The sequence below is a fragment of the Rhodococcus sp. O3 genome (genome assembly GCF_048897285.1).
In the GTDB taxonomy this organism is placed as follows: domain Bacteria; phylum Actinomycetota; class Actinomycetes; order Mycobacteriales; family Mycobacteriaceae; genus Rhodococcus.
Genome location: NZ_JBMBTE010000148.1, coordinates 1 through 10,912, shown reverse-complemented (window position 1 = coordinate 10,912; position 10,912 = coordinate 1). Strand labels below are relative to the sequence as shown.

The 10,912-nt window shown below is 66.0% G+C and carries 10 protein-coding genes and 1 pseudogene; 3 read left to right on the top strand and 8 right to left on the bottom strand.

Annotated features, from left to right (window positions below; genetic code table 11):
- Positions 1–331 precede the first annotated feature (331 nt).
- Positions 332–733 (top strand): hypothetical protein, encoded by a 402-nt coding sequence (locus tag ACN675_RS25295; protein WP_420753448.1) that lies wholly within the window; start codon positions 332–334, stop codon positions 731–733.
- Positions 734–808: 75 nt separating this feature from the next.
- Positions 809–970, top strand: coding sequence for a hypothetical protein (locus tag ACN675_RS25290; protein WP_420753447.1), 162 nt, complete (start codon positions 809–811; stop codon positions 968–970).
- A 232-nt stretch (positions 971–1,202) separates the two neighbouring features.
- Here ACN675_RS25290 and ACN675_RS25285 read toward each other — a convergent pair whose 3' ends face one another.
- The 4 genes from ACN675_RS25285 to ACN675_RS25270 all read right to left on the bottom strand — a co-directional run bounded on the left by ACN675_RS25285 (position 1,203) and on the right by ACN675_RS25270 (position 6,110).
- Complete coding sequence (locus ACN675_RS25285) at positions 1,203–1,730, bottom strand: DUF6262 family protein (RefSeq protein WP_420753446.1); 528 nt, start codon at positions 1,728–1,730, stop codon at positions 1,203–1,205.
- A complete protein-coding gene (locus ACN675_RS25280; RefSeq protein WP_420753445.1) occupies positions 1,727–4,171 on the bottom strand; it encodes a tyrosine-type recombinase/integrase in 2,445 nt (814 codons plus the stop codon). The genes ACN675_RS25285 and ACN675_RS25280 overlap by 4 nt, the downstream gene beginning before the upstream one ends.
- Entirely contained in the window at positions 4,168–5,313 is a 1,146-nt protein-coding gene (locus tag ACN675_RS25275) for a tyrosine-type recombinase/integrase (protein WP_420753444.1), read from the bottom strand. The genes ACN675_RS25280 and ACN675_RS25275 overlap by 4 nt, the downstream gene beginning before the upstream one ends.
- 425 nt (positions 5,314–5,738) lie before the next feature.
- A complete protein-coding gene (locus ACN675_RS25270; protein ID WP_420753443.1) occupies positions 5,739–6,110 on the bottom strand; it encodes a hypothetical protein in 372 nt (123 codons plus the stop codon).
- A 193-nt stretch (positions 6,111–6,303) separates the two neighbouring features.
- Here ACN675_RS25270 and ACN675_RS25265 point away from each other — a divergent pair, with 193 nt between their 5' ends.
- Positions 6,304–6,561 carry a helix-turn-helix transcriptional regulator gene (locus ACN675_RS25265; RefSeq protein WP_420753442.1) on the top strand — a complete coding sequence of 86 codons (258 nt, stop codon included), beginning with the start codon at positions 6,304–6,306 and terminating at the stop codon, positions 6,559–6,561.
- Positions 6,562–7,073: 512 nt separating this feature from the next.
- Here ACN675_RS25265 and ACN675_RS25260 read toward each other — a convergent pair.
- The 4 genes and pseudogenes from ACN675_RS25260 to ACN675_RS25245 all read right to left on the bottom strand — a co-directional run.
- A complete protein-coding gene (locus ACN675_RS25260) occupies positions 7,074–8,144 on the bottom strand; it encodes a hypothetical protein (RefSeq protein ID WP_420753441.1) in 1,071 nt (356 codons plus the stop codon).
- 162 nt (positions 8,145–8,306) lie between these two features.
- On the bottom strand, positions 8,307–8,756 hold the full coding sequence (locus ACN675_RS25255; RefSeq protein WP_420753440.1) for a hypothetical protein: 450 nt from the start codon (positions 8,754–8,756) through the stop codon (positions 8,307–8,309).
- Between the two features lie 284 nt (positions 8,757–9,040).
- A complete protein-coding gene (locus ACN675_RS25250) occupies positions 9,041–10,285 on the bottom strand; it encodes an IS110 family transposase (RefSeq protein WP_420753439.1) in 1,245 nt (414 codons plus the stop codon).
- 278 nt (positions 10,286–10,563) lie between these two features.
- Positions 10,564–10,912 (bottom strand): annotated as a pseudogene (locus tag ACN675_RS25245) (insoluble domain protein); the annotation flags it as partial.

The following is a 10,912-nucleotide window of genomic DNA, read 5'->3' as shown; positions in this document are numbered from 1 at the left end:
GGCGGCCTGCCGGGCGATCGTGTCGGCCTCGACGCGGGCGGTGGGCCGGTAGTCGTCGTCGATGTCGACCTCGACCGTGAACCCGGCGGTGCGCAACGCGGCCGCGGTCGCGTTGATCTGCACGTGCTTGGCGCGCCGGTCCCGGGACTGCGGGACGTACCAGGAACCGAGGCCCCGGGACCAGCGCCAGCGCTGGGCCTTCAGGATCTCGGCGGAGCCGTCGCCCTTGGCAGTGCCGTCGATGAGCGTTCCCTTCTGTTGGGGTGCGGACTCGCATGAGCGAAATATTTGCAGGTCAAGCGAGTTTCTACCTCGACTTAATCTGCGACAAGTGTCGCGCACGTCATGTGCCGACGCAGCTCGTCAGCTTCACACGATTGCCGTCGCGTTCCACGCCCGGCTGTCGCGAATCATCGCCGGACAGGTCAACGGGACTACGCAGCTCAGAGAGCTGTGTCAGGATCCGGAGATGCCCCGGTTCATGATCGACCCATCGAACGACAAGGAAATCGGTGCGATCGCGCATGGTCCGGCGCTGCTCGCCCGGGTCGAGGGTGTCACGGTTGGACTGCGCTCGATCATGGCGTACTCGGCTGGCCTTGAGATCGCGGTGACCGTCGTCGGCAGCGGTGTTCACGCCGAAGCGATGAGACGTCAATACACAGCCCCAGCCGTCATCGATCCCCAGACAGGTAAGCGCCGCCCCGGCAAGGTGCATGGTCGCCCAATGTGACTTCGTGCACTCGAAGACTCGGTCCTTCAGCCGGTGCCTCGTAGTGACAGCCGCGGCTGGTACGACAGTGAGGACATGTATCAGCGTGAGTATCTGTACGAAATAACCGGGCTACCGACCACCCGCAACCTGCCGCTGATCACCGAATGGCCCGAGGTCGGACTCGAACCGGTGACCACACACCTGGTGCTTCCGGACCCGTCAGAGCTTGCTAACGCGATTATCTCTCTGCCGTAGAGAAACTCGACGACCAATGGTGGATCCGCACCCGGAACATGGTGGATCCGCACCCGGAACAAGGGACCCAATCTGGCCAACCGGAGCGTCGGCGGGAGGTTCCCGGCTCGGTAGTGTGCGGCATTCCTACCCGAATGATTCCACCGGGCATGTCGTGGCCGTCGACCACCGCGCACTCAACCTTCACCGCTCTACTCGGAACGTGGTGAGGCCCACGTTGGTGATGGCCGCTTCAGGAGCGATTGTTGCGCACCATGAGTTCCCGGTTCGCACCACGTGCAGCAACAAGATCTTCATCGCGGTCGGCCAGCTGCCGTTGAAGATCGGCCTTTTCCTGTTCGAGGTGCTTGACGCGCTTGTCCAACGCATCGTGGTCAGGAGGTCCTCCGAGTCCGGATTGCCGCCAAACCTGGTCGCCGAGAGCGTCGGCGAGTCGCTGTTCGAGCTGGTGAATGTGGGCGTCCTGGCGGCGGACGCGGTCGGTGAGGTTGGCGATGTCGGTCAGCAGCGACTGTTTGCTCGCGCTCGGACCCGTCGTAGCCAGAGTGGGTGGTTCGGCGGCTTTGGTGATGACAGCGGTGTGCAAGTCTGGATGGCGGTAGATCAGGCTGCGGTGAACGCCCGCCGCCCGAGAGACGGCGGAGACGGTGATCTCTGTGCCACTGTTGGCGAGTTGTTCGAGTGCGGCAACGACTTTCGCGCGGCGTCGCTGGCTGTCGCGGCGTCGGGAGTCGGTCAGAGACACGCTGTTTCGGGTCATGAGCCGACTCCGTTTCTGGTCTGGTCGACGAACGAGGGAATGATGGGCATGCCGAGGTCGACACCTTGCCGGGTCTGGCGCAGTGCGGCGGTGGCCTGTTCGATCTGCTGCCGTTCCTCGCTGGTGAGTTCGTCCATGGATGCCTCGACTCGGTGGATGAGCTGGCGGAGTTTCGTAATCTCGGCCTCGGACGGGGCCGCTTCCACACGCGCCCAAGGATCGAGTTCGCCGGCGGCGAGGACGCGTTCGCGATCACGGAGCAAAGTGTGCAGGTAGTCCTTGAGTTCGGGCAGGTAGGAGGCGTCGGTACGGAAGTGCCCGCAGCCCAGGCAGCGGAACCGGAACGGGCAGGCGTGCCCGCCGGCTTTGACGTTGCTCGGCTCGAGGCAGACCCCGAATGGGACGGAGACCTGGCCGATCTGTAGGCGGGCGTGTTCGTCGTCCAGAGCGGCCTGGGTGTGTTGCCAGGTCCGTTGGCCGTTGCGGTCGAACTGGTGGGCGGCGACCTTTTCGACCGCCTGACGCATGCGCTGACCGCTGATCCGGTAGTAGATCTGAGTTGTCCGCATGGTTTTGTGTCCCATCAAATCGCGTAGGACATCGGGGGGAACACCGGCGTCGGAATGTCTTTGGGCGTAGCTGTGCCGGTAGGCGTAGGGGACGGCGGCGGATTTGTCGAACTCGATGTCGCCGTCCGCGAGGAGAGGGGGCAGGGCGTCGACCCAGGCCCGATGCGCCCAGCTGAGCGTGGCGTCGGTGAGCCGCCGGGTTCCGTGCGGGTTGCGTTTCGGGCCAGGCAGCAGGGCCAACTCGTCGAGCGGGGTATCGGGGAAGCGGCGGCGGACCGTGCGTTGCTGGCTGCGGATGACCTCGGCCGTGGCATCGGCGATCGGCAGTCGGCGGCCGGGGCGGTTGTTCTTGTAGTCGTGGTAGATCAGCACGCTCTTGTCGCCGCCGCCGTTGCCAAGGCAGTCGAAGGGCAGGCGACAGATCTCGTCGGGCCGGCGACCGGTGTCGATCAGCAGCTCGATCGCGACACGAATGGACGACCCGGAGCGCTCTTCGAGCAGCGGCAAGGCACTGCACAGCTGGGCAAGGACACGTTCGGGCACGGACCGGCCGGGTTCGTCTCCGCCGTCATGCTTGGGAATGTCCTCGGCGAGGAAGGTGAATTCCGTCGGCAGGGCGGTGAAGGTGTCACCAGGTAGTCGTCTTCCGCGGTTGCGCAGGTCGTTGAGGACGCGTTTGACGTTGCGGCAGTCGATGATCCGCATGTTCTGGGTGATCGTGCCGGCACTGGTCAGGTAGGCGAGGCGGTTGAGGAAGGTGACCGCGTCGGTGCGGTCGAGCAGGGCTGGGATGTTGCCGTGGTCCTCGGGGCGGTGCAGGCGCAGGCTCTCGGAGAGCCGGGTGAGGCTGGCGATGTAGGTCTGCATGATTCCGCCGATGGCGTCTCCGCGGCGGCGGGGCATGTCCTCGCTCACCCAGTACTTGGCGACCTCGCGCAGCCAGGGCTGGGTGATGCCGGTGAAGTCCAGAGTGCGGTTGCCCTGGCCGAAGACGGCCAGGTTCCACACATCCTTGTGGCGCTCGGTCTCCGGGTCGGAGAGCACGACCCGGGTTGCTTTGACGATGGTGGATCGCAGCGACTCGATTCGCTTCGTCAGGGTGACGAGGTCCTCGAGCGTGCCGACCTTCTGGGCGCGGGCCTGATTGCACAGCGGCCGGAGCCGGTGCATCTCGGTGATGCTCCCAGCCCGATAGCGGTACTGGAGCCCGAACAGAATTTCGGCGACCACTCGCGGCGGCAAGCCCCGAAGGTCGACCTGGCGGCCGTTGCGGCGAGCGGGGGCGGTGCGGATCCAGTCTTCCAGGTCGATTCCGGGATCCGTGTTCTGCAGCTTCTTCGCCTGCTTCGAGTGGGGACGGCAGAACCCGTCGCCGGCATACCGTCGCCAGTCGCACAGGCGCACCCGGCAGAGTCCGGGATGCGGGTAGGGCGCGAGGTCCGTGCGGGTCAAGAACTCGTCCAGGCCGGTGCCGCCGCGTTGGTGATGCCATAGATGTGCGGTGCACAGCTTCGTCGGTGCACTCTTCGTCGGGCGCTCGCAACCGGTGACTGCGCAGATGGTCTCGTTCCATTCCTTGCGGTTGCGGCGATGCCCGGAGGTGAAGTCGTCCAGCGGCCGTCCGCTGGCCTGCCAGGTGCGGGTGCAGAAGGCGCACAATTGCTTACGGTGTCCGATCACCGTCTGGCAGCCCGTGATCGCGCAGATCTCGAACCCGACCAGAGGGTCGTTGCGCCGTGGCCGCCAGAGCAGTCTCTCCTCGATCCATCCGAGGTCTGTGAGGAAATCGGCGTCCAGCAGGCTTCGCAGCCGTTCCGTCGCCTGGTCATTGGCGGGCGTGGCGACCGGCGCCGCCGCTGCAGACAGGGTCATCGCCACACCTCCTGTGGGGACAGGCGAGGACTGGGCACCCTCTCGATGGCCTCACGCAACCGCTCCTCGGAAGGGTGCAGATACGGCTGCGACGAGGCGATCGACGCGTGGCCCATCAACTCGGCCAGCTCGTCGAGTCCCGCGCCGGCGTTCACCAGGTTGTCCGCGAAGCCGTGGCGGCCCTGGTGCGGCCGGATTCTTCGATCCAGGCCGGCCCGACGGCTGAGCGAGGACAGCAGCTCATTGATGGCCCCGGGGCGCATCGGAGCGCCGATACGGCCGCGGAAGAGGTTCACCAACAGGAAGTCGCTGTCGGCAGCCGCAGGGACCGTCGCCCGTTCGAGGACGTACTGGTCGTGAGCCTGTATCAGCAGAGCATCGACGGGAATCGCGCGGGAGTGGCGGGACTTTGCCCAGGCACCGTTGACGTTGCCGCGACGTACAACGTGCAGGTGACTGCCCGGAACCGGGCAACCCAGCGCCCGGGCATCGAGCACGAAATGCAGGTCAGCCCTGCGCAAGCCGACCAGTTCGCCTCGACGGATACCGGCGCGGGCCATCAGCAGCACAATCAGCCGGTCCCGGGCCGAGCGACAGGCACGTACCAGTGCGACGGTCTCCTCCTCGGTGACCCGATCGATCGGGTCGTCGGGCTCGTGCAAGCGGTGGCGGACCTTGGCGTAGCCGCGGGGAATCCCATACTCGCCCTGCACCTCGGAGGGCAGGTCCCGCCCATCGCCGATCTCGTAAAGCTGCCCGATGACCCAGGCCGGTGCCGCTCCGGCGCCCACGGCGTACTTCAGGAACTCACGGACGGCCGCCAACACAGCATTGACCCGGCGCGGCCCACGGACCTCTTTCACGCCGGGACCGGTGAACACCAGACTCGGGCCGGAACGAGACGGTGCGTGCCGCAGCCAGAGCATGAACATCCCCAGATGCCGGGCTCCCTCCACCCACTCCCGACCGGCCTCCCCGCACCACCGCAGGTACAACGCCGCGGCTCCGGCGTACATCTCGGTCGTCGATTCCGCGCTGTCCCGGCCGAACCGCAGATGACGCAGGAACCGATCCGGCACCTCGACGACCCGCAACTCCGGATCGAGGACTGTCCAGTAACAGATGCCGGAGGGCAACCGCACGCGGAATGACCGGAAGGACGTCACGACTTCTCTTCATACGCCACAAACGACGTGTCCCCTGTGCGCGACACCCGCACCCTAGGTGTCTCACTCGGCGGAATGACTGCCGGAATACGACAGTGCACGACACTCATAGCTACCCAACAGAAGTTCCCTCGGCGTGGGTGTGGGTGATGGTCAGTGCGGACATGGGCAGTCCGTCCTTTCTGATCGGGTGTGCTGGTCGGGGCCCCGCGCGGCCGGTCAGCGGAGCAGCCGCCATGCCGAGCGCGCGGCGCGGGCACCTGGGACCTTGCGAACGGCAATGTTGGTAGCGACCCTGGCTGCTCGTTTGCCGTAGACGACGCCCCGGGACGGTCCGGTCGGACGAGCGGGTACGCGTGTGGCCACGGGGTGGGTCGGTGCTGCGGGGGCGGTGTCGGAGGTCAGTTCTCGTTCCCACTGGGCGGAGCGGCGACCAAGGCGACGTACCGTTCGCGGGCCGTGCGGGGCGCGCGGCGGTGCTCACAGCCGCGCGCCGGGTCGAGGCACCGCAGCCGGGTGTGGGTGACGATGAGCTCGGCCAGCGGCGAATGCCAGAACCGGGTCTTGTAAGCGGCCAGGAAGTGAACAGCCAACCAGACGGCGCCGCCGGCGACGATCACCAAGAGTTGGGGGACGATCGGGGCACCGAGGACGATGAGCGTCAGCGAGGCGATCACCAGGATGGTGCCGACGAAGCGGGCAACCGGTGCGCCGATCTTCCAGACGAGCACTGCGCCGAGCGCGAGAGCCGGAATAACGGCAGTATTCGACATTCGGTTTCCTTTCCCGCGGTGCATCTTCCAGGGCCAACATTACAATAGACATTTGTATAGTTGCAACCGAGGAAGCCGATTCGGTACCCCACCAGGGTTTTCTACATAGCAATGCAGGTATGTAAAGTTTTCGGCGCCGTACAACAAGCACACCGCGACGGCAGTGCCCCGAGAACGAAAGGTCGGACACGCGATGGCGAACCCGAACCGCCTCACCGCCCAGCAGTGCGTCGACCTGCTCAAAGAAGAGACCGGCGACGAGATCAAACCGGTCACGTTCCACTCCTACGTCAACCGCGGCCACGCCCCGAAGCCGGTGGAGAAGATCGGCAATACGCCCCTGTGGAAGCGCAGCGAAATCGTCGAATGGGCCCGCAACCGACCCGGCCGCGGCGCACGCACCGACCTACGCAAACCCCGCCGGCGCACCACGAGCACCGAAAGCCACTGACCCCGGGACGTGCCATCGCCCCTATTCACGGCACCCTCTTCGACTCAACAGTGCCCCACTCCGATCCGTTGGAGCACGGCACTGTCGCGCGACAGAACCCCGAATGCACACCGTCACGACCCCGCGAGGCACGAGCTACCCGACCGGAGTCGAGTGCACCGTCCACGCCACGAGCAGTTCGCCACCCTCGCCCGGGCGCTCCCACGTTCGACGTGTTCGGCGGCACGGCCCGCATCCTCGGTGCGATACAGCCCAAAGAGAGCGACCGCGGTATATGCCTCTCTCACCTCGAGTGCATTTGACCTGCCTGACCGAGCGGCCCTGCGACTTCGAGTGATCGGGTTCGCGGAACTCCGTGAACGACGCACCGACCGCGGGCCGGCACCCATCGACCACCGAGCCGGACTCACCGCGCATAACGCAATGCTTCCCACCCCCGCTGGGCGACCGGTGAAGTCACTGCTGTGATGATGGTGTGCTGTTCCGGCCGCCCCTGACCCCATTGTTGGCAGTCACGCCGGTTGCAACTCGCGGGCCATCTCGATTGCGTCAGCGACCGGCAGCGGTGGCACCGTGAAGCCTTCGGCATCGGCAGCGGCGACGAACACTCGCCAACGCCGGCTGACGGTGGACTTGTCGACGTGCAACCGTTGCGCAACCTGGGTCTGCTTCAGGTGCGGCTGCTCGATCAGCTCCGCGGCCACCTCCTTGACCGGTTCGGTGAGACTGCACTCGAGAAGAAATCGCTGCAACCCGGCTCGGGTCTGCGGATAGCCGTTGCGCGTTGCACCGTCCGCAGACTTGTCCACTGCCGTGGTCATGGCAACTCGAGTGTTGTGCGCGGATGGGGATGCGGGGGAGGCAACTTGATCATCACCGGATGCAACCGGCGCTGCATCGCCCGCATCGTATGCACGGGCCGTGGTTGCAACACCTACAGGTGTTGGAACCACGGCGAGTGTGTGGTTGTGCTCCGTTACATGTTCGACAGCGGTGCTCAGCTGCGAGGTGACATCGACGGGGCGGGGTTGCACCCAGTGTTGCGTGCTTGCGGCACTGCGATGGCGGGCACGCTCGTCGATGACAACCTGCAACATCATGGTGCACAAGTGGAACAGTGCCAGCCACAACAGCGGGAAGATCGCCGCGATGATCGCTGCGATCGCCGGCGGTTGCGGGATGAACCCGAGCACCTCTCCCGCTGCAACGCGGGCAAGGTTGCGGGCGGCCAGTTGATACGAGTGGTACGAGTTGCCTACCACGCTCAGGGCGACGGTGACGACGGCCAGGGTCATGCAGTAGCGCCGCGCCCAGATGTACCGGTTGGCGACGCGGAAAATCACGTAGCCGGCGGTTGCAGCGGCCTGTGCAACGTCGATGGCAACCGGCGCCATCCATGCACGCCCGGGATGCACGTTGATTTCGATGGCCAGTGCACGCAACGCATCGAAGGAGAGCGTGAACGCCAGCGCGGCCAGGAACAGGGCCATGGCTGCAACCACGGCAACACCGAGCATCTTCGAGCGCACCGGCGGCACATCGCCCTGCAACGGCGGTTCGGGCCGGGTGGGGTCATCGGACACGACTGAGGTCTCCTTCTGCGAAATGTTGCTGGCTGGATGCTGATTCGACTGCTCCCGCGGGGCCCCCACGCCCCCTCCCCTACCGCCCCGGGTGTGATCGCGGCGGTAGGGGACGACGCGCGCCGCACGATCCACGGGCGGATTCGGGTGTGCACCTGGTGATCAGTTGAAGACGTCGACGAACCACTTGCCGTCGAGCTGCTGGGTGGTGACGGTCTGGGTGATGCGCTGGACACCGTCGGGGCGCAGTTCGGACAGATCCACGAGGTAGACGTCCTCGGACAAGGCCTTGGTGCGCACGCAGTAGTTGGTGCCGACCGGGACGGCGTCGATGAACGGCTGCAGTTGCTCGGCGGGGACGACGGAGCTGTTCGGGGTGGCCAGCGCGCGGGCCGCGACCGCGTCGCGTCGGACGTAGTAGGCGTAGTTCCAGGCGGCGATCACCCCGGCGCCGCTGTTCTGGTCGCCGCGGTCTGCGCGGCATTCGTCGTCGAGGTCCGAGGCCGGCGCCGTGGGTGTCTCGGCGAGTTCGAGGATCGGTGTGTCCGCGCCGTCGACCTGCGTTGCGGCATCGGCGCTCTGGAAGTCGGAGCGGCCTACGGACCAGAGCACGCCTGCGATGGCAACCGCGGCCACACCCACCACCGCGATCGCCGCAACGATGCGTCGACGTCGCGGCGTGCGCCGTCCAGATGGGCTTCGTGGAGCAACGGCTGGTGCAACCACCGCAACGTCCACCGCATCGCCTGGTGCAACCGCATCATCAGTTGCGCCCGGCGACACGCTGGGTGCACCGCCGAGAAGATCGACGACAGCCGGATGCCGGGAGGTGTTCTTGCCGAGTCTCATGGGTGCACCCACATCCTTTCCGTCAGACATCCCATGGCGTAACTGTGTCAAGCCGCGGCCTGCGTAGGGGCTTGGGGCCATGCGATGTTCTCGTCATAGACCGTGCCGGTCTTCAAGCATCCGTGGAGGATCCCGACGAGCCGATTACCGAGTTGACGCAACGCGGCATGATGACCGACCTCGCGGGCCCGGAGAGCGTCGTAGTAGGCCCGAGCTCCGGGCGAGGCGTTCGTCGAGCAGAACGCCCACTGGTGACACGCATCGGCCAGGTGCTTGTTGCGGGCGTAGCGAGCCAGCACCGTCTTCTTCTTGCCCGATGCTCGGGTAATCGGGGAAGTTCCGGCGTAGTTCTTGCGGGCCTTGGCATTACGGTATCGAAGTGGGTCGTCACCGAACTCAGCGAGCACCCGGGCGCCCAGCACGTTCCCGAGACCGGGACAGCTGCGGACGATCTCAGCGGCCGGGTGCTGACGAAAACTGCGCCTCACCGCCTGTTCCATCTCCTCGATCTGCCCGGCCAGGTGCGCGAGCGTGCGGGCCTGCCCGGCGACAACGATCGCGTAGGCCGCCTCGATCGGAGCCGGTTGCCGTAGCGACGGTGCGCGCAGGGCATCCCGGATGCGAGTGGCTTTGGCCGTGCGGTCCCCACGGCGATGTGCTCGCGCGAGTTCCGCGGTGATCTGCGCGGTGGTCAATCGTGCTGCGCGGTGCGGATCGGGGGCCTTCTGCAGCAGAGCCAAGGTGTCCGGGCCGGTGAGCTCGTCGAACGCGGTCAACGCTGCCGGGAAGTACTCGCGTAGTGCCGATCGCATCCGCTGCAGGTGCCGGGTCCGGTCCCAGATCATGCTCTGGTGGGCACGGGTGAGCAGTTTCAATGCTTCGACCTGCGTGGAATCTCCCGCGACCTGGCGGTGATGGTCGCGGTCCAACCGGATGATCTCGGCAAGGACGTGGGCATCGCCGGCATCGGATTTGGCTCCGGACGTGCAGTGCCGTTCCCGGTACCGTGCCGCCGACATCGGATTGATCGCATACACCCGGTACCCACAAGCCAGTAGCGCCGACACCCACACTCCGCGATCGGTTTCGATCCCGATGATGACCGCACCGGCAGCGGGGCCGTCGGTGTCGGTGTCGGTGTCGGTGTCGAGACACTCGGCCACCACCTCGTGCAGACGGGCAAGTCCGTCGACGCCCTCTGGTAGCCGCATCCGCGCAAGACGATGCCCGGTGTCGTCTTCGACCTCGATGTCGTGATGCCCTTCCGCCCAGTCGTCACCGATGAACAACATGGAGTGAACCTCCAAACAGACTGCTATTGAACATCTTTTCGTTCGGCAGCGGAGGAAAGCAGTCGGCAACCTAATGGCTCGAGTACTCACCGATACGCAATGCCGGGGTACGTCATCCCATCAGCGATCACCACTTTCCTGACGACCGGTGGGTACACGATCTGACTTCAGGCATAGGTCCGGTTGGACCGTGTCGGGTCAGAAGAGTGTTGTCCCATCAGCCGCTACCTGTACCGAACCCTGCCACAGTCGTGACGTGGTCGGTAGCTCCCATTAGGTCAGGCGGAGGCCGGGGCGGCGGCGCCCTGGCCGATGGCGGTCGAGATCAGCTCGGCCGCGGTGCCGGCCGAGCCACCGAAGAACGTCTCGAGGGTGGTGTCGACGGCGGCGATCACCCCGTCGCCGCCGGGTTGCGCCGTCACCCAATCGCGGGCCTGCGAATCCACCTGAGGCGCAGTCTGCACCGCGTTCTGTGCGGCGTCAGCGGCCGCGGCACCGACCGGCCCGGAGGACTGCCACTGTTCGATCGTCGCCGTGGTCTGCGCGGTCAGCGCGTCCTGATGCACGTCCGGCAGCTCGACCTCGATGGGCTGGCCCTCGTCGTCGCCGGCACCGAAGGCGGTGCCG

Excerpts from the sequence above, each read along its gene's own strand:
- ACN675_RS25290 (WP_420753447.1), top strand. The coding sequence starts at position 809 with ATGTATCAGCGTGAGTATCTGTACGAAATAACCGGGCTACCGACCACC.
- ACN675_RS25285 (WP_420753446.1), bottom strand. The coding sequence starts at position 1,730 with ATGACCCGAAACAGCGTGTCTCTGACCGACTCCCGACGCCGCGACAGC.
- ACN675_RS25280 (WP_420753445.1), bottom strand. The coding sequence starts at position 4,171 with ATGACCCTGTCTGCAGCGGCGGCGCCGGTCGCCACGCCCGCCAATGAC.
- ACN675_RS25270 (WP_420753443.1), bottom strand. The coding sequence starts at position 6,110 with ATGTCGAATACTGCCGTTATTCCGGCTCTCGCGCTCGGCGCAGTGCTC.
- ACN675_RS25265 (WP_420753442.1), top strand. The coding sequence starts at position 6,304 with ATGGCGAACCCGAACCGCCTCACCGCCCAGCAGTGCGTCGACCTGCTC.
- ACN675_RS25250 (WP_420753439.1), bottom strand. The coding sequence starts at position 10,285 with ATGTTGTTCATCGGTGACGACTGGGCGGAAGGGCATCACGACATCGAG.